At 71.2% G+C, this 16,985-nt stretch carries 14 protein-coding genes and 1 pseudogene; 3 read left to right on the plus strand and 12 right to left on the minus strand.

The window, feature by feature from the left end; genetic code table 11:
• Positions 1 to 39 precede the first annotated feature (39 nt).
• The 3 genes from tsaE to ABZ319_RS31550 all read right to left on the minus strand — a co-directional run bounded on the left by tsaE (position 40) and on the right by ABZ319_RS31550 (position 3,326).
• On the minus strand, positions 40 to 495 hold the full coding sequence (gene tsaE / locus ABZ319_RS31540; protein ID WP_354990173.1) for a tRNA (adenosine(37)-N6)-threonylcarbamoyltransferase complex ATPase subunit type 1 TsaE: 456 nt from the start codon (positions 493 to 495) through the stop codon (positions 40 to 42).
• Positions 492 to 1,628 carry an alanine racemase gene (gene alr / locus ABZ319_RS31545; RefSeq protein ID WP_354990174.1) on the minus strand — a complete coding sequence of 379 codons (1,137 nt, stop codon included), beginning with the start codon at positions 1,626 to 1,628 and terminating at the stop codon, positions 492 to 494. Before alr ends, tsaE begins: the two co-directional genes overlap by 4 nt.
• Positions 1,629 to 1,880: 252 nt before the next feature.
• Entirely contained in the window at positions 1,881 to 3,326 is a 1,446-nt protein-coding gene (locus tag ABZ319_RS31550; RefSeq protein WP_354990175.1) for an NAD(P)H-hydrate dehydratase, read from the minus strand.
• Positions 3,327 to 3,716: 390 nt separating this feature from the next.
• Here ABZ319_RS31550 and ABZ319_RS31555 point away from each other — a divergent pair, with 390 nt between their 5' ends.
• Complete coding sequence (locus tag ABZ319_RS31555) at positions 3,717 to 4,145, plus strand: cupredoxin family copper-binding protein (protein WP_354990176.1); 429 nt, start codon at positions 3,717 to 3,719, stop codon at positions 4,143 to 4,145.
• Between the two features lie 33 nt (positions 4,146 to 4,178).
• Here the strand turns inward: ABZ319_RS31555 and glmS are convergent, their stop codons facing one another.
• The gene (gene glmS / locus ABZ319_RS31560; RefSeq protein ID WP_354990177.1) at positions 4,179 to 6,047 is read right to left on the minus strand and encodes a glutamine--fructose-6-phosphate transaminase (isomerizing); all 1,869 of its coding nucleotides are present in this window, start codon (positions 6,045 to 6,047) and stop codon (positions 4,179 to 4,181) included.
• A gap of 101 nt (positions 6,048 to 6,148) precedes the next feature.
• Between glmS and ABZ319_RS31565 the strand changes: the two genes are divergently transcribed.
• A complete protein-coding gene (locus ABZ319_RS31565) occupies positions 6,149 to 7,018 on the plus strand; it encodes an alpha/beta hydrolase (RefSeq protein WP_354990178.1) in 870 nt (289 codons plus the stop codon).
• Between the two features lie 627 nt (positions 7,019 to 7,645).
• Here ABZ319_RS31565 and ABZ319_RS31570 read toward each other — a convergent pair.
• The 4 genes from ABZ319_RS31570 to ABZ319_RS31585 all read right to left on the minus strand — a co-directional run bounded on the left by ABZ319_RS31570 (position 7,646) and on the right by ABZ319_RS31585 (position 10,838).
• A complete protein-coding gene (locus ABZ319_RS31570) occupies positions 7,646 to 9,781 on the minus strand; it encodes a hypothetical protein (protein ID WP_354990179.1) in 2,136 nt (711 codons plus the stop codon).
• Positions 9,778 to 10,098, minus strand: a complete 321-nt coding sequence (locus ABZ319_RS31575; protein WP_354990180.1) for a hypothetical protein — start codon at positions 10,096 to 10,098, stop codon at positions 9,778 to 9,780. Before ABZ319_RS31575 ends, ABZ319_RS31570 begins: the two co-directional genes overlap by 4 nt.
• A 129-nt stretch (positions 10,099 to 10,227) precedes the next feature.
• On the minus strand, positions 10,228 to 10,536 hold the full coding sequence (locus ABZ319_RS31580; RefSeq protein ID WP_354990181.1) for a DUF6802 family protein: 309 nt from the start codon (positions 10,534 to 10,536) through the stop codon (positions 10,228 to 10,230).
• A 101-nt stretch (positions 10,537 to 10,637) separates the two neighbouring features.
• Positions 10,638 to 10,838: a PspC domain-containing protein gene (locus ABZ319_RS31585; RefSeq protein ID WP_354990182.1), complete on the minus strand. Its 201-nt coding sequence runs from the start codon at positions 10,836 to 10,838 to the stop codon at positions 10,638 to 10,640.
• Between the two features lie 116 nt (positions 10,839 to 10,954).
• Here ABZ319_RS31585 and ABZ319_RS31590 point away from each other — a divergent pair, with 116 nt between their 5' ends.
• Positions 10,955 to 12,598 (plus strand): ABC-F family ATP-binding cassette domain-containing protein, encoded by a 1,644-nt coding sequence (locus ABZ319_RS31590; protein ID WP_354990183.1) that lies wholly within the window; start codon positions 10,955 to 10,957, stop codon positions 12,596 to 12,598.
• A gap of 366 nt (positions 12,599 to 12,964) precedes the next feature.
• Here ABZ319_RS31590 and glmM read toward each other — a convergent pair whose 3' ends face one another.
• The 4 genes and pseudogenes from glmM to ABZ319_RS31610 all read right to left on the minus strand — a co-directional run.
• Positions 12,965 to 14,332: a phosphoglucosamine mutase gene (gene glmM, locus ABZ319_RS31595; RefSeq protein ID WP_354990184.1), complete on the minus strand. Its 1,368-nt coding sequence runs from the start codon at positions 14,330 to 14,332 to the stop codon at positions 12,965 to 12,967.
• 273 nt (positions 14,333 to 14,605) lie between these two features.
• Positions 14,606 to 15,118 carry a 30S ribosomal protein S9 gene (gene rpsI, locus ABZ319_RS31600; protein WP_354990185.1) on the minus strand — a complete coding sequence of 171 codons (513 nt, stop codon included), beginning with the start codon at positions 15,116 to 15,118 and terminating at the stop codon, positions 14,606 to 14,608.
• Positions 15,115 to 15,558, minus strand: a complete 444-nt coding sequence (gene rplM / locus ABZ319_RS31605) for a 50S ribosomal protein L13 (RefSeq protein WP_354990186.1) — start codon at positions 15,556 to 15,558, stop codon at positions 15,115 to 15,117. Before rplM ends, rpsI begins: the two co-directional genes overlap by 4 nt.
• Before the next feature lie 329 nt (positions 15,559 to 15,887).
• Positions 15,888 to 16,985 (minus strand): annotated as a pseudogene (locus tag ABZ319_RS31610) (hypothetical protein); the annotation flags it as partial.

Here is a 16,985-nt window from a genome sequence, read left to right on the forward strand (position 1 = left end):
ACGGAATACGGGGGGCTCGCTTCGCTTCGGGGGCGGGGGTCAGTTCGACGACACCCATTCCCAGTCGGCGGTGCGGGTGTCGGAGTCGGGTTCGCGGCGGAGCAGGACCCGGAGGTGGCGGTCGGCCAGGTGCTCGACCACGCCGAGGCCCCACTCGACCACGACCACGGCGTCGTTGAGGTCGGTGTCGAGGTCGAGGGCGTCGAGCTCGTCGAGGTCGCCGCCGAGGCGGTAGGCGTCGACGTGGACCAGGGCTATCGAGCCGGGGTCGGCGGCGGCGCGGTGCTGGCGGGCGATGATGAAAGTCGGTGAGCTGACCCGGCCTTGGACGCCGAGGCCGGCGGCGATGCCGCGGGTGAGGGCGGTTTTGCCCGCGCCCAGGGGGCCGTCGAGGATCACGAGGTCCCCGGCTTGGAGGTGGGTGGCGAGTTCACGGCCGAGGGCTTCGGTGTCCTCCACGGTGGGGAGTTCGCGGTGGCCGCCGCGCGCGTTCACCGGTCACCGCCGAGGTGCCGGCGGACGACGCGGCCGCGGGGAGCGCACACCACTTCGTAGTGGATGGTGCCGAGGATGTCGGCCCAGTCCTGCGCGTGCGGCTCGCCCGCGGCGCCGCCGAACAGCACCGCGGTGTCGCCCTCGCGGACGCCGGAGGCGTTGTCGCCCAGGTCCACCAGCAGCTGGTCCATGCAGACCCGCCCGACATTGGGCCGCCGTTCGCCGCCGACCCACACCTCGAATTTGCCGCCCAGTGTGCGCGGTACGCCGTCGGCGTACCCGGCGGGGATGAGGGCGACGACGGTCTCGCGCTCGGCGATCCACTCGTGGCCGTAGGAGACCCCCTCCCCGGCGGCGACGTGTTTCACCAGGGCGACGCGGGCGCGGAAGGTCATGGCCGGGCGCAGGCCGAAGTCGGAGATCTCGGGAATGGGCGAGAGCCCGTACACCGCGATGCCCGGGCGGACCATGTCGAAGGCCAGGTCCGGGCGGGTCAGGGTGGCGGCGGAGTTGGCCAGGTGCACCAGTTCCGGTTCCAGGCCGTATTCCTTGGCGGTGGCGATGTAGTCGAGGAACCGATCGCGCTGGGTGTCGATGGTGGGGTGGTGCGGCTGATCGGCGTGCGCGAGATGGGAGAACACGGCCCGGAACCGCACCGTGCCGGCGGCCACCAGTTCCTTCAGCAGCTCCAGCACCGCCGTGTATTCGGTGGGCGAGACCCCGTTGCGGTTCAGCCCGGTGTCGACCTTGAGCGAGACGATCGCGGTCTTGCCGGCCTCGCGCGCCGCCGCCGCGACCGCCCGCAGATGCGCCACGGACGGTGTCGCGATCTCGATGTCCGCCTCGACCGCGCTCACGAAATCGGCGTCGGAGTTGTTGAGCCAGCACAGAATCGGCGCGGTGATCCCAGCCGCCCGCAACTGCAGCGCCTCGCCCACGGTGGTCACCCCGAGCTCGCGCGCCCCGGCGTCCAGCGCGGCCCGTGCGACTTCCGCCGCCCCGTGGTTGTATCCGTCCGCCTTCACCACGACCATGACCGCCGCGTCCCCCGCGTGCTCGGCCAGAATTCGCACATTGTGGGCAATGGCGTTCAGATCGACGAGGGTCTCCACCTGCGGATCGGGCTTGTTCACAATCCCGATCCTGCCATCCCGGCCCGCGCGACACCGATCACACCCGCCCGGGCAGGCGGGCCGATCCGGCGCGCGGCCGCCGAAATCCGCTGTCGAGGCCGATCGATCAGCCTGAGCCGAGCAGGGTCCTCGCGGTGCTGCCGCCTCCGCGGGCGCGAAAAGCCACGGCCCGGTGCTCGAACACCGTGCGCGACCGGGCGGGACGGTGTCCGAACGCGGACGCATCGATCGGCTCTCGTATCGGGACCGGGCTCAGGCGGCGAGTTCGCGCAGGGTGGCGATGGACCGGCGGAGGTGGGCGAGCAGCGGGGAGGCCGAGATCGGCGCGCCCGCGACGGACGTGTCGTGGGCGGCGAGGTTGGCGGCCAGCGCGTGGACGCGCGCACCGGCCGCGGCGGCCCAGGCGGGCTCGCGCCCGGCGGCCAGCAGGGCGGCGATGACGCCGGACAGGATGTCACCGGATCCGGCGGTCGCGGCCCAGGAGCCGCCCGCCTCGTTGACCAGGACCGGCTGCCCGGGCGTGGCGACCAGGGTGGCCCGGCCCTTGAGAAGGACTGTGACCCCCCGGGATTCGGCGAGTTCGCGCACCGCCGACACCCGGTCCGGGCCGGGTTCGACGCCGGTCAGACGGGCGAACTCACCGGCGTGCGGGGTCAGCACCGTGGGCGCACTGCGACCGCCGATCAGGGCGGGGTCCGCGGCCAGCAGCGTGAGACCGTCGGCGTCGACCACGACCGGGAGGTCGGTGGCCAGGATCTCGGCGAGCCGCTCGCGGGCGGCGGCGTCGGTGCCCGCGCCGGGGCCGAACACCCAGGACTGAACCCGGCCGGTCGCCGAAACAGTGGGTGCGGCAATGACTTCCGGGAAGTGCGCCAGCACGGATTCGGCCCCGGTGCCCGCGTAGCGAACCATGCCCGAGGTGGCGGCGATCGCGCCGCCGGTGCACAGCACCGCCGCGCCGGGATAGGTGGCGCTGCCCGCGCAGACGCCGGTCACGCCCTGGGTGTACTTGTCGTCCGAGGCGGCGGGGACCGGCCAGTCCGCGCCGATCGACATCGGTTCCAGCGCGGCGAGATTCGGCTCCGGTAGCCGTAAGCCGATGGGCACCAGGTCGATTCGCCCGCAGTGCGGGGCGGCCAGGGCGTGCACCGGCTTGTACGCGCCGAACGCGACGGTCACCGCGGCCCGTACCGCCGGGCCGTCGATCGCGCCGGTATCCGGGTCCACACCGCTCGGCAGATCGGCGGCGATAATCGGAGCCCGCACGGCGGCAACGAGTTTCGCGGCGTCGGGCCGCAGCGATCCGCGCCCCGAGATGCCGACGATGCCGTCCACCACGAGATCGGGTGCGCCCGGGCAGTCGCTGATCCGGCCGCCGGCCCGGCGCAGCGCGGCCAGTCCCGCCGCGTGCGCCCGCTCCGGGGCCAGCAGAATCGCCTCGACCGCCACCCCGCGCCGCCGCAGGAACGAGCCCGCCCACAGCGCGTCGCCGCCGTTGTCACCGGAGCCGGCCAGCAGCGTGACCGAGCGCCCGGCCACACCCCCGGTGCGCTCGCGCAGTTCCCGCACCACCACCTCGGCGAGCCCGAAAGCCGCACGGCGCATGGGCATTCCGGCGGGCACGCGTTCGAACAGCTCCGCCTCGGCCGCGCGGATCTCCGCGGCGGTGAAATATCCACGCCGGCCCGGTGCGCTCATGGCTCGCCTCCCGCGAGAGCAGGTTTCGCGGGGCGTTCACCCCGCCTGTGCACGACGTCAGCAGACTACGCCCCGCCACCACCCCCGGGCGCGCACGCGCGCCGGGGCGCGAGATCGGCTCGCGTCCCGGTGCCGACCGCGGGCGCCCACCCGCCGGGACGCACGCCTCTATGCCCCCGTCCCGCATGTGCGTGCACTCGCCCGGCAAAACCGCGCGCCCTGGGACCGCGCATACGGACGTCCATGCCTACTCGCGCCGGTGCGTGAAATCGAGTCGCGCCGCCTCGGGTTCGGCGGTTCGCACCCGCCGAGCCGAGTCCGCACCGCGGGGCCGCCCCTTGGGCGCACCGCTCGGCGGGCCGCCACCGGCGAGGGTTTACGCTGGCCCGCATGTCGATCCGCCGCTACTCGCCCGCGCGTGCCCTGTTCCTCGTGACCGTCGTCGGTGGAGTGGTGGCGCTGGCCGGATGCGGTTCGGACGAGTCGAAGCCGAGCGCCTCGGCGACCCCGGGCGCCGGTGCGACCACCTCGGCGGCGGCGAACTCCGGCCCGCGCCCGGCCGCCATCACGACGGTGACCGTCGAGGACATGGCGTTCTCCCCCGCGAACCTGACCGTCAAGGCCGGCGACACGGTCCTGTGGAAGTTCGCCGACAAGGCCCCGCACGCGGTGCAGGGCATCGGCGACGTGGCCCTCGGGATCAACAGTCCGATCATCCGCACCGGCGAGTGGAGCTACACCTTCACCACCGCCGGCACCTTCCGCTACCTGTGCCCGCTGCATCCGGAGATGAAGGGCACCGTCACCGTCGAGCCCTGAGCCCCGGTTTTTCGCCGGTGACGCCCGGGCGAGCTACTCGACCGTCACCGACTTCGCGAGGTTGCGGGGCTTGTCGACGTCGTAGCCGCGAGCCATCGCCACCTCGGCGGCGAAGATCTGGAGCGGGATCGTCGCCAGCAGCGGCTGGTAAAGGGTTGGGGCCGCGGGGATTTCGATGAGGTGGTCGGCGAAGGGGCGCACGGTGTCGTCGCCTTCCTCGGCGATCACGATGGTGCGGGCTCCGCGCGCCTGGATCTCGCGGATATTGCTCAGCAGTTTGGAGTGCAGGACGGCCCGGCCCTTGGGCGAGGGCATGACGACGATGACGGGCAGACCCTCCTCGATGAGCGCGATCGGGCCGTGTTTGAGCTCGCCCGCCGCGAAGCCCTCGGCGTGCATGTACGCCAGTTCCTTGAGCTTGAGCGCGCCTTCGAGGGCCACCGGGTAGCCGACGTGCCTGCCCAGGAACAGCACCGTGGGCACGGTGGCGAGCTGCCGGGCGATGGCACGCACCTGTTCGCCCGATTCCAGCACGCGCGACACGAGTTTCGGCATGGCCTCGAGTTCGGCGAACTCGCGCGCGACCTCGTCCGGGTACTTGACGCCGCGCGCCTGGGCCAGGGCGAGCCCGACCAGGTAGTTGGCGGTGATCTGGGCCAGGAACGCCTTGGTGGAGGCGACGCCGATCTCCGGCCCGGTGCGGGTGTAGAGCACTGCGTCGGCCTCGCGGGGGATCTGCGCGCCGTTGGTGTTGCAGATGGCCAGTACGCGCGCCTTCTGCTCCTTGGCGTGCCGCACGGCCTCCAGGGTGTCGGCGGTCTCGCCGGACTGGGAGATGGCGACCACCAGCGTGGAGCGGTCCAGAACCGGGTCGCGGTAACGGAATTCGCTGGCCAGCTCGACTTCCACGGGCAGGCGGGTCCAGTGCTCGATGGCGTATTTGGCGAGCAGGCCCGCGTGATACGAACTGCCGCAGGCGACCACGAAGACCTTGTCGACCTCGCGCAGTTCCTGGTCGTGCAGCCGCTGTTCGTCGAGGATGATCTTGCCGTCGGCGAAGTGCCCGATCAGCGTGTCGGCGACGCCGGCGGGCTGCTCCTCGATCTCCTTGAGCATGAAGTACTCGTGGCCGCCCTTCTCGGCGGCGGCCAGATCCCAGTCGATGGTGAAGGGCCGGGTGCGCACGCCCTCGGTCGCGCCGTGGAAGTCGGTGACGGCGTAGGTGTTCGCGGTGATGACCACGGCCTGGTCCTGGCCGAGTTCGACCGCCTCGCGGGTGTGCTCGATGAAGGCGGTGACGTCGGAGGCGATGAACATCTCGCCCTTGCCGACGCCGACGACGAGCGGGGTGGAGCGGCGGGCGGCGACGATGGTGTCCGGATGGTCGGCGTGGGTGAAGACCAGGGTGAACGCGCCTTCGAGGCGGCGGACCACGCCGAGCGCGGAAGCGACGAAATCACCGGCGGTCTCGCCCTTGGCGTAGGCACGGGCGACCAGGTGGACCGCGACCTCGGTATCGGTGTCGCTGCCGAGCTCGACCCCGGCCTCCTCGAGTTCGCGCCGCAGGGGTGCGAAGTTCTCGATAATGCCGTTGTGCACCACCGCGACCCGGCCGGTGTGGTCGCGGTGCGGATGGGCGTTGCGATCGGTGGGCGCACCGTGGGTGGCCCAGCGGGTGTGACCCATACCGGTCGATCCCGCGAAACGCGCGACACCGGACTCGCCGAGTTCGGCTTCCAGATTGGCGAGTCGGCCCGCTTTTCGCTCGACGGCGAGCCCGCCCGCGCCGTCGGCGATGGCCACTCCGGCGGAGTCGTAGCCGCGATACTCCATGCGGCGCAACGCGTCCACCACCACGGCCAGGGCGTCCCTATACCCCACGTACCCCACGATTCCGCACATGGGTCACCAGCCTACCGAGGTATGTGGGGCTCGCGAATCCGGATGTGCAGCGGACCGGGCGAAACGCCCCAACGAGTCGGCGATCCTATAAGTTCAACCTCGTGTCGGCGTCTGTGAAATCGCTCCTGAGCACTTTGACCGCCCGCGGCAACCACCAGGTGCTGCGGGGAAACCTCGGCATCGCGGGGCAGCCCGGTGTGGTGTACACGCCCGCGAAGGGCCTGAACCTGCCCGCGGTGGCCTTCGGTCACGGGTGGCTGACGGGCGCCTCGAACTACCGGCGCCTGCTGGAGCATCTGGCGTCGTGGGGATTCGTGGCGGCCGCGCCCGATACCGAGCGCGGGCCGATTCCCTCGCACCTGAATCTGGCCGCCGACCTGCTCACCACCCTGGACATCTGCACCGGGGTGCGACTGGGCAACGGCGACATCAGCGTGCACCCCGATCGCCTGGCGCTGGCCGGGCACGGCATGGGCGCGGGCGCCGCGGTGATCGCCGCCGCCCAGCGCGAGGTCGCGGCGGTCGCCGCCCTCTACCCCTCCCCCACTGCGCCCTCCGGTGAGGCCCTGGCCCCCGGCATCGACGCCCCCGCCCTGATCCTGGCGGGCGCCGACGACATCGACGCCGTGAACTCCAACGCCCTCCCCCTGGCCGCCGCCTGGGCCGGCCCCGCCGTCCTGCGCACGGTCGAAAAGGCCACGCACAACGGCATAGTCGAAGGCCGCCGCGCCCTGTCGGCCCTCGGCGCGGGCAAACACGAGCCCAAAACCGAACGCCTGACCCGCGCCCTGCTGACCGGCTACCTGAACTACACCCTCCTCGGCGACAAGAAGTACAAGCCCTTCGCCGACCCCGAGTCCCTGGTCCCCCACACGACAACCGTGGACCCCCACGCCCCGGAAGAGGAAGACCCCACCCCCGAGCCCCAGAAACTCCCCCTCCTCCAACTGGTCCAGGCCCTCCGCAAGTAGCCCACGCCCACCCCGTTCCGACCGTCCGCGCCCCGGTCGGATCCGCCACACACCTCCGGTCGATACCGGCCCGCTCGAGCCGCGGAAGCCCGATCCCTTTCGCGTGATCGCCGTGGCACGCCAGCAACCCGGGGCTCTGCGACCGGCGAGATGGCGTATCGGCTCGAACCGGGTTGCCATGCCATAGAACGGGTTCGGCGAGAATGGGAGGTGGCTGCCGAATCCCTTTCCACCGCGCCGCGACCTAGCCACCCGAGTTCATCCGGGCGGGTTCACGAGCCCGGCGAGTTCGGCGCGACGGTTACACGGCCGCAGAGGTAAGAACCGTGATGCCTCCAGGTATATCCGATGGCGAAGGTCATCCGCGGGGAAAGCGAAGCCGACGCGCACGTTTGCTCCTCGGCGGTGTCGAGGATTTCCGTTCCGCGGTCGAGGAATTCGCCGCTAGCAGGCCTTCGCTCGAGGTTCGGCCGGGTTGTTCTATGACGGAACAGGTTCGTAAGGTGCCTCCCCGCTCCTGGTCGCCGGGGTTCAGCGGAGCTCAGATACCACCAGGACTGGCAGTCCACTGTCGCGATCGGGCGACAAGGACGTTGCAGGGCGAGGTATCGACCATGATCCGATCCGCTAGGGCTCGACGGTGTCGGGGATTTCTGTTCCGCCGTCGGGGATCTCGGCGCCGGGTGGGGCGGCGGGCGGGGGTTCGGCCGGGTTGTTCGGGGGCGGAGCGGGTTCGGGGGGTGGCGCGGCGGAGGGACGGGGGAGGCCGTCCGGGCCGAGGGGCAGCACCTCGAGTTCTGGGGGAGCCGGGCGATCCGGGAGCTGGTTCGGGGCGGGGTCGGGGTGAGCCTCGTTCGGCGGCGGCGCTGCTTCGCAGTCGGGCTTACCGGCTGATGGGGGTGATGGCGCTTCCGGGGATCCATCGCCGGGACACGAGGAGGCGGGGGAACCGGGTCCGCATTCGTTCTGTGCCACACCTGGATCGGGGTGGACGGGTGGCGGAACCTCTTCGCATGCGGCGGATGGCGGTCCTGGATCGTGTTTCCCGGGCGGCGCCGTGTCGTCCTTGGCATCCGTTGGCGGGGCGGGACAGGACGGCGGGATTTCGGCGGGTGCGGGGCCGGGGAACGATGCATCCGGACTCGCCGGAGATCGAGGGGCGGGATCGGCTGCCGCACCCGGGCTTTCGGGTGCGCGTGGCGGATTGGCGCAGGACTCCGGAGGCCGAGGGTCGCCGGGCGATGGATTGTTGTCCGCCGCAGGGGGTTGGGCTTCGGCGGGGGGCGGCTCGGGTGGCTGGTCGAGGCCGCCGGGAGCGGGCGAGTTGTCCGCGGGGGCGCCGGGCGTGGGGGCGGGATCGGCGGGGTCCGACGGAATCGGGTTCGGATCCGATGGCTCCCCGAGGAATTCGCCCGGGGTGGGCAGGAGGTCCGTGAGGGCCGAGAGGGCTTCGGGGAGCACGGTGGTTGCGAGGGTACCGACGGCCTCGGTGAGGGTGGTGAGGAAGGTCGCGGCGGCTTCGGCGAGTTGGGTCGCGGGCGCGCCCGGTGCTTCGGGGTCGGTGGACGATTCCGGATGTGAGTGGCCCGGTTCGCCGTCGGGTTCACGGTTGGACGGGGCGGTGAGGGTGGACGGCTGGCCTGGGGCGGAGGCGGTTCCCGATGGGGCGCAGTGGAGTTGGGCGGGGTTCGACTGTGCGCACTGCGGTTGAGCGGCGTTCGGCTGGGCCTGTTGCGCGGCATTCGGGTTCGCCGCGTCCGGGCAGGTTGCGGCGGGCGCTGTCATCGGGCCGGGCAGTTGCGGGCGGGCATCGAGGGTGGTGGCCGGCCGGGTCTGCGCGTCGTCGTACTGGGATGCCGGGGCCGATCGGAGGTCGGGGTTCGTTTCCGGTGGCGCGCCTGGTCCGGCTCCGGAATCGGTGAATCCGGAACCCGGAGAGTCGGGACCACCCTGCCGACCTTCGGCGCTCCGCTCGGGACCCGAACGATCATCGGGCAAACCGTACTTCGAGCCGCCCGCCATCGCGTCCGGTGACGTGCCGAGCCGGGCAGGATCGGCTGGTGACTGCTCCGACCAGACGGCGAACGGCTGCGGAAAGGGCAGGTCGAGAACGGCGTCGAGCGCGGATATCACCGTGGCGTAGTGGGATTCGAAGGCTTGGTCCGTTGTGCGGCAGGTTCGGGTGAAGGCTTCCAATCTTTCTTCCACCTCGGTTTTGAAGGTGGAGGTGAGCCAGGGGTCGGAATCCTCCAAGGCCGCGATCTCGACGAGCGACCTCCCCGCGACGGCGACGCGGGGCTCACCACCCCCGGCTGATTCCAGGAGGGCCAGAGCCGCCTCCGCTTTCGTCAGGGCGGCCTGGCGGAGCGGGGCGGGCAGGTCACCGAGGGCCGCCACGGCCGAGCGGGCGGCATCGAGATCCTCGCGGGCGCGGCGCAACTGGGCGATCAGGGTGGACTGCGCCTGGTCGCCGGTGCCGCCGCTCCAGAACGCGGGCAACCGCTGGGCCAGGGCCCACTGTGCGGACCACTGGCACTCCGCGTCGGACAGCGCCTGCGCCAACCGGTTTCGGGCGTCGTCGAGTCCGGCGAGATCCGCACCGCGCTGCTCGTCGTAGGCTGCCCGCAGAGCCGACAGCGCGCTGTTCCGCCGGGACCCGAGCGCCTCCTCGTACAGCGGCAGGAAGTGCTCCCAGAACCGGAGCCCGGGGGCGCCGTGGTCCAGGATCTCGTCGATCGACCTGCCGGCGGGGTCGTAGGTCATGGCTGCGCCGCACCGGCGGAGGCCGCCCGTTCGCGATCCAGCCGCTCGTATTCGGCAGCGGCATGATCGAATACGTCGGCGGTGAGCAACGCCGCGCTGCTCCACCGGTGCAGGAAGGCCGCTACTCGGGTGAACCCGGCGTGGATTGCCGCCGCCTGGGCGGCGTAGTCGCGGCCCGCGTCCGAACTTCCCGCACCGAAACTGTTCTCCGCCACCGCGCGGGATTGCCGGGCGAGCGCGTCCGCGCAACATCGCAGGGTGGTGGCAGCAACCCGCATCTCGGTCAGATCCGCGTGCAGCGCACCGAATCCGGGCATGTTCGATCCACCCATTGATCCCCCTGAATCCCTGGCAAGAATGCGGCAGCCACCCGCCGAGGACGCGCGGATCAGCTTGGGCGGCAGCGCAATTCAGCTACCCGAGCGCGAAACCCCCCGAGCGACCGGTCACCCGCCGAGGCGACCGGCGTCGGTGCGCACCCATTCGGTGGACCCGTCCGGGTGATGGTGGAACTCCCAGGCCGCGTACGCCCCACCGCTGTCCACGACGGTGACGTGATCCACGTACCCGTCGTGATCCATATCGGTCCAGACGTGCATGGCGCGATCGCTGTTGGTTGTCACGGTGTCCAGCAGCCCGTCGCCATCGATGTCCTGGGTCGGGTGCTGTAGCTCCACGGCGCCGAGCGCGCCCAATTCGGAATGCGAGTCGAGATTCGGCAGATCCAAGCCGGACAGATCACCCGATGTGACCATTTGAGCTCCTCCACTGTGACGTGGATCTCATCCTGTCACCCGCGAGGGCTCGCCGCACCGCGTTCATACCAAATGTGGATAACTCCCCGCCTGTGGATGAATCAGCGCTTCGGGATAACCAGCCACAGCACGATGTACAGCACGAACTGCGGTCCGGGCAGCAGGCAGGACAGCACGAAGAGCAGCCGGACGATGGCGGGGCTCCAGCCGAAGTACTCGGCGAGGCCGCCGCACACACCGGCGATCCACTTGTCCTGGCTCGAACGGGTGAGACGCTTGCGGGTGGTGATCGGTGTTGTCATACCTCCACTCTCCGGTTTCGGCGGACCCCGCGCATCGGTCCCACACCCGATTCCGACCCTGAACTTCGACGGGGCCGAGGTCAGGGTGAAACCCTGAGCACGGCAGAATCGCGCAGGTGAGCACCACTCTGCATGCGCGCGGCCTGGCCGCCGGACACGGCGAGCGCACCCTGTTCGCCGACCTCGATCTCGTGCTGGCGCCCGGGGATGTGATCGGCCTGGTCGGGGTGAACGGCGCCGGCAAGTCCACCCTGCTGCGCATGCTCGCCGACGGCGACGCCCCCGAGGGCGAGATCACCCTGAGCCCGCCCGACGCCACCGTCGGCTATCTGACCCAGGAACCCGAACGCGTCGAGGGTGAATCGGTGCTGGAGTTCCTGCGCCGCCGCACCGAGGTCGCCGCCGCCCAGCAGACCATGGACGCGGCAGCCGAGCGCCTCGCCGAGGGCGGCGAGGACGAGTTCTCCCCCGCGCTCGAACGCTGGCTGGCCCTGGGCGGCGCGGATCTGGAACAGCGCGCCGAGGAGGTCGCCGCCGAACTTGGTCTCACCGAGAGCCTGCCGCACGGCCTGGACACCCCGATGACCGTGCTCTCCGGCGGCCAGGCCGCACGGGCCGGTCTGGCCTCGGTCCTGCTGTCCCGCTTCGACATTCTGCTGCTGGACGAGCCGACCAACGACCTGGACCTGAACGGCCTGGCCCGCCTGGAGCAGTTCGTGACCGGCGTCCGCGAACCGCTCATGGTGATCAGCCACGATCGGGAGTTCCTGGCGCGCACCGTGAATCGCATCGTCGAACTCGACCTGGCACAGCAGCAGGTCGGCCAGTACGACGGCGGCTACGAGTCGTACCTGGAGGAGCGCGAGATCGCCCGCAGGCACGTGCGCGAGGCCTACGACGAGTACGCCGACACCAAGGCCGGGCTCGAGGCCCGAGCGGGCATGCAGCGCAACTGGATGGAGCACGGCGTCCGCAACGCCCGCCGCAAGAGCAAACAGGATTCGGACAAGATGGGCCGCAAGGCCCGCGCCGAGGCCACCGAGAAGCAGGCGTCCAAGGTCAAGCAGACCATGCGCCGCATCGAGCGCCTGGAGACCGTCGAGGAGCCGCGCAAAGAGTGGGAACTACGCATGTCCATCGCCGCCGCGCCGCGCAGCGGTTCGGTGGTGGCGACCCTGAACGGCGCGCGCGTCACCCGCGGCGATTTCACGCTCGGCCCGGTGACGGTGCAGGTGGACTACGGCGATCGCATCGTGCTCACCGGAGCCAACGGCGCGGGCAAGTCGACCCTGCTCTCGCTGCTGCTGGGTAAGACCGCACCCGACAGCGGCACGGCCGCACTGGGTTCCGGCGTCGCGGTCGGCGAGGTGGATCAGGCCCGCGGCCTCTTCCGCGGAAACGAAACGCTCGCGGACACTTTCAGTGCCCTGATCCCCGACTGGCCCGAGGCCGAGGTGCGCACCCTGCTGGCCAAGTTCGGCCTGCGCGGCCCACATGTGTTGCGCCCCAACGACACCCTGTCCCCCGGCGAGCGCACCCGCGCCGCCCTGGCCCTGCTCCAGGCCCGCGGCGTCAACCTCTTGGTGCTGGACGAGCCCACCAACCACCTGGACCTGGCCGCCATCGAGCAGCTCGAGCAGGCCGTCGAATCCTTCACCGGCACGGTCCTGCTGGTGACCCACGACCGCCGCATGCTCGACAACGTCCGCGCCACCCGCCGCTGGCACCTGGACGCGGGTCAGCTCACCGAAGAGCAGTAGCCCGAAGCCGACCATCCGGCCGCTCGCCGAGGCGGCCGGTCGCGGCGCAGGCCGTGCCGTGTTTCCGGGCAACCTCGGGCACCGGGCCGCAGGGCCCCGCCACCGCGCCGCCGTGGGCGCGGGCACCGTCACCCTGCGCCGAGTGTCCGGCCGGGTGGGGCTCGCCGAACTGGGCTTCGCCCGCAGGTGCAGGACGTCGCCAATTCCCTTGGCGTGGTCTCGATGTCGCGGGCGTACTCCACTCGCCACTGCGGCGCGGCATGCACGACCCGTGTAGATTTGCGAGCGGCTCCGGCCGCGCCGGTTCGCCGCCGGGCAATGCCCGCTGCCGGGATGACAGCGGGCATCATCGCGATCGGACCTGTGTCAGACCGCGGCGACCAGCTTCGCCAGATCGCCGGCCAGCCGGTTGGCGTGCTCGGGATCGGTGGCCTCGACCATCACCCGCACGAGCTGCTCGGTTCCACTGGGCCGGAGCAGGATTCGCCCGGTGTCCCCCAGCTGGCGTTCGCCCTCCGCGACCGCCTCCAGCACCTCGGGCGCGACCGCGACGGCGGCCTTGTCCGAGACCGGGACGTTCACCAGCACCTGCGGCACGGTCGTCACCACGGACGCGAGATCGGCCAGGGCACGGCCGGTTTCGGCCATCCGCGCCATGAGCTTGAGCCCGGTCAGCACCCCGTCGCCGGTGGTGCCGAACCTGGGCAGCACGACGTGCCCGGACTGCTCGCCGCCGAGGGTGTACCCGCTGCGGCGCAGTTCCTCGAGCACGTAGCGATCACCGACCGCGGTGGTGCGCATGAGGATTCCGGCGTCGCGCATGGCGATGTGCAGGCCGAGATTGCTCATGACGGTGGCCACGAGGGTGTCCTGCGCCAGTTCCCCGGCATCGCGCATGGCCAGGGCGATGATCGCCATGATGGCGTCGCCGTCGACCACCGCGCCGGTGGCGTCCACGGCCAGGCAGCGGTCGGCGTCGCCGTCCAGCGCCAGGCCCAGATCCGCGCCGTGTTCGGTGACCGCGCGCCGCACCGGTTCGAGGTGCGTCGAGCCGCAGCCGTCGTTGATGTTGAGCCCGTCGGGTTCGGCGTTGATGGCGATGACCGTCGCGCCCGCCTCCCGCAGCGCGGCGGGCCCGACCTCGGAGGCCGCGCCGTGCGCGCAGTCGACGACCACGGTGAGCCCGCTCAGGTCGCGCCCGGTGGCCTCGACCAGGTGCTCCACGTACCGCTCGTGGGTGCCTTCCAGGCTGTACGCGGGTTGCCCCTCGTCCAGCTGCCCCGGCTTGCCCAGCACACGGCCGATCCCGGCGCCGGTGGGCCGCGCGAAGCCGCCGTCGGCCATGAGCGCCTCGATGCGGTCCTCGATGGCGTCGTCGAGTTTGTGCCCGCCCGCCGCGAAGATCTTGATGCCGTTGTCCGGCATGGGATTGTGCGACGCGGAGATCATGACGCCCAGGCAGGCGTCGTGGACCCCGGTCAGATACGCGACCGCGGGGGTCGGCAGCACGCCGACCGAGAGCACGTCCACGCCCGCGGAGGTGAGCCCGGCGATGACCGCCGCCTCCAGCATCTCGCCGCTCGCGCGGGGGTCGCGGCCGACCACGGCCAGCGCGCGCTTCTTGCCCCTACTCAGAACCTGTGCCGCCGCGGCCGAAACCCGCAGCGCCAGTTCCGGACTCAACGAGTCGTTGGCGAGCCCGCGGACACCGTCGGTGCCGAACAAACGTCCCATACCTCACCCCTGATCGGTGGAAAACAGAAAGAGCAGGCACCCGGACCCGCCCGCCGCCCGGGATACCCGACACGAAACGTATCGGATAACGCCGGACGGCGGGGGTAGCAGCGATTTCGAGAATCGCCGCCGGGAGCCTGCTCTCGGGAAAACCCCGCGCATGTGGGCGAAGAACACGGTGCCACCGCGCCCCGCCCACACGAAACGCCGCCCGAACCGTACCGTGCCCAGCCTCCGAGGAGACCGGGCACGGTATTGCCGTACGGCGTGATATCAGCGCTTCGAGTACTGAGGCGCCTTACGGGCCTTCTTGAGGCCGTACTTCTTACGCTCGGTGGCACGCGGGTCACGGGTCAGGAAGCCGGCACGCTTGAGGGCGGGACGGTCCTCCGGGGTGACCTCGATCAGCGCACGCGCGATCGCCAGGCGCAGCGCGCCGGCCTGACCGGACGGGCCGCCGCCGACGAGGCGGGCGTAGATGTCGAACGACTCGGTGCGCTCGACGGTCACCAGCGGCGACTTGACCAGCTGCTGGTGCACCTTGTTCGGGAAGTAGTTCTCGATGGTGCGGCCGTTGAGCACGAAGTTGCCGGTACCCGGCACCATGCGCACGCGAACCACGGCCTCCTTGCGACGGCCGACGGTCTGCACCGGACGGTCGATCACGATGGGGGCGAAGGTCTCCTCGGAGGAGTACTCGGCCTCGTAGCCGTCACCCTCCTCGACAACCTCGACGGTGGTGTCTTCGACCACGTAGTCGTCGGCGAATTCCTCAGGAGCGGTCACTGGGCCACCTGCTTGATCTCGAACGGGATGGGCTGCTGAGCGGCGTGCGGGTGCGTCGGGCCTGCGTAGACCTTGAGCTTGCCGCCGATGGCGTTACCCAGCTTGTTCTTGGGGATCATGCCCTTGACAGCCTTCTCGACCAGACGGTCGGGACGGCTGGCCAGGACCTGGCCCACCGAGCGCGAGGTCAGACCACCCGGGTACCCGGAGTGGGTGTGGATGAACTTGTTCTCACGCTTGTTGCCGGAGATGGCAACCTTGTCAGCGTTGATGATGATGACGAAGTCGCCACCGTCGACGTTCGGCGCGTAGGTCGGCTTGTTCTTGCCGCGCAGCAGGCCAGCGGCCTGCACGGCGAGACGGCCGAGCACTACGTCAGTGGCGTCGATGACGTACCACTTGCGGGTCACGTCACCCGCCTTGGGGCTGTACGTAGGCACAGTCGTTCCCTGTCTGTCGTATGTGGTGCCAGCCAGGCGTGTGGTCGAGCGATCCCGGCGGCTGGTGGAGACCCGGGGCTCGTGCGACGGCCAGGAATGAACCCGGCTGTACCGCACGCCAACGGAGAACGATACCAGCGCGGCACCGCACCCCTGAAACGGGGCGGCGCCCGGCGACGACGCTGCGCTCCACCGGGCTCGCGGCCCGTCTGCGTCGAGCTCCGGTCGGTCCGGAACGAGTCGGATCACCGGCGGGAAGGATGGTTCCTTCCCGCAGCTGCCGAGGGGAGCGCATCGGCGACGAGCGCGGTGTCGGCTTTCCCTACGCGCTAGATGTGCAGCGGCGGCCCGGGGTCCTTGCCGCGGACCGGACCCGGGATCTTGTAGCGCAGGGTGTCCACGCCCTCGGTGACGCATTGCGAGCGCTGTGGATCCTCCACCCCGGAGATGCCCGGGGCGGGCGGGACCGCCAGCGGGGTGAGCGCGCAGACCTCACCCATGAGGCGGGACAGGTCCCACGCGTGCCCGGGAGCCAGTGGCCCGTCGGCGAGCTGCGCGGCCGCGAGTTGCGGTGGCTCGGAACCGGAATAGGCGCCCAGCGCGGTCAGCGCCGCCGCGCCGATGATGATGGGCGCACCGAACAGGTTGCCCTTCATCTTCTTCCACAGCTTGCCCTTGCGCGGCCTGCGCTCCCCCTCGGCGCCGGACTCCGAATCCGACTGCCCGGCAACATCCTCCGGCGACTGCGGATTCTGACGCGACCCACTGGACGGCATCGACCCACCGTACATCGACCCGGCCTGACCAGGAGCGTTTCCGGAAGTCCCAGCAAAACCCCCGCGTCCGCCGGACTCGGGGTGGTAGCCACCCGATTCACCACCGGACTGGCCGCCCGGCTGACCGTATCCGCCGCCGCCCTGGCCGTATCCGCCCTGCTGGGGGTACGCGCCGGCCGGCTGGCCGTAGCCGCCCTGACCGCCGTACGCGCCGGCGCCCGGTGCACCCTGCTGGCCGCCCGAATGTCCCGGCGTCCCACCGGCATACCCCGATTGCTGGCCGCCGGGCTGCCCCTGTGCGCCGTAACCCGGGTAACCCTGGCCGGCCTGACCCTGCGGCGGCACGCCCTGCTGGGCGGGACCGAACGCGCCGGGCGAACCCGGCTGCTGCGGATTCCGGCCCATGACCGAGGTCATCTGATCGTCGGCGGGCGTCCCCGGCGGACGGGTGAAGCGCCCGCCCACCCCGGCCAGACCGGGCGGCAGCCCCCGCGACGCGATCGGCGTCTGCGCGAGTTCCTCGGGGGTGATGCGATGCGTTTCCTCGACGGCAGGCGTCTCGGCGGGCGGCTGTTCGCCCTGGCGCGAACCCGGCTCGGCCGGGCGGGCGGCGGCCGCGGGCTGCTGGCCGATCGGCCCGGACGGCGGTCC

This window comes from Nocardia sp. NPDC005978 (genome assembly GCF_040614455.1).
Taxonomy (GTDB): Bacteria; Actinomycetota; Actinomycetes; order Mycobacteriales; family Mycobacteriaceae; genus Nocardia.

Coding starts and splice junctions, on each gene's coding strand:
- ABZ319_RS31570 (WP_354990179.1), bottom strand. CDS start 9,781: ATGACCTACGACCCCGCCGGCAGGTCGATCGACGAGATCCTGGACCAC.
- ABZ319_RS31580 (WP_354990181.1), bottom strand. CDS start 10,536: ATGGTCACATCGGGTGATCTGTCCGGCTTGGATCTGCCGAATCTCGAC.
- glmM (WP_354990184.1), bottom strand. CDS start 14,332: ATGGGACGTTTGTTCGGCACCGACGGTGTCCGCGGGCTCGCCAACGAC.
- ABZ319_RS31575 (WP_354990180.1), bottom strand. CDS start 10,098: ATGCCCGGATTCGGTGCGCTGCACGCGGATCTGACCGAGATGCGGGTT.
- ABZ319_RS31585 (WP_354990182.1), bottom strand. CDS start 10,838: ATGACAACACCGATCACCACCCGCAAGCGTCTCACCCGTTCGAGCCAG.
- ABZ319_RS31550 (WP_354990175.1), bottom strand. CDS start 3,326: ATGAGCGCACCGGGCCGGCGTGGATATTTCACCGCCGCGGAGATCCGC.
- glmS (WP_354990177.1), bottom strand. CDS start 6,047: ATGTGCGGAATCGTGGGGTACGTGGGGTATAGGGACGCCCTGGCCGTG.
- ABZ319_RS31555 (WP_354990176.1), top strand. CDS start 3,717: ATGTCGATCCGCCGCTACTCGCCCGCGCGTGCCCTGTTCCTCGTGACC.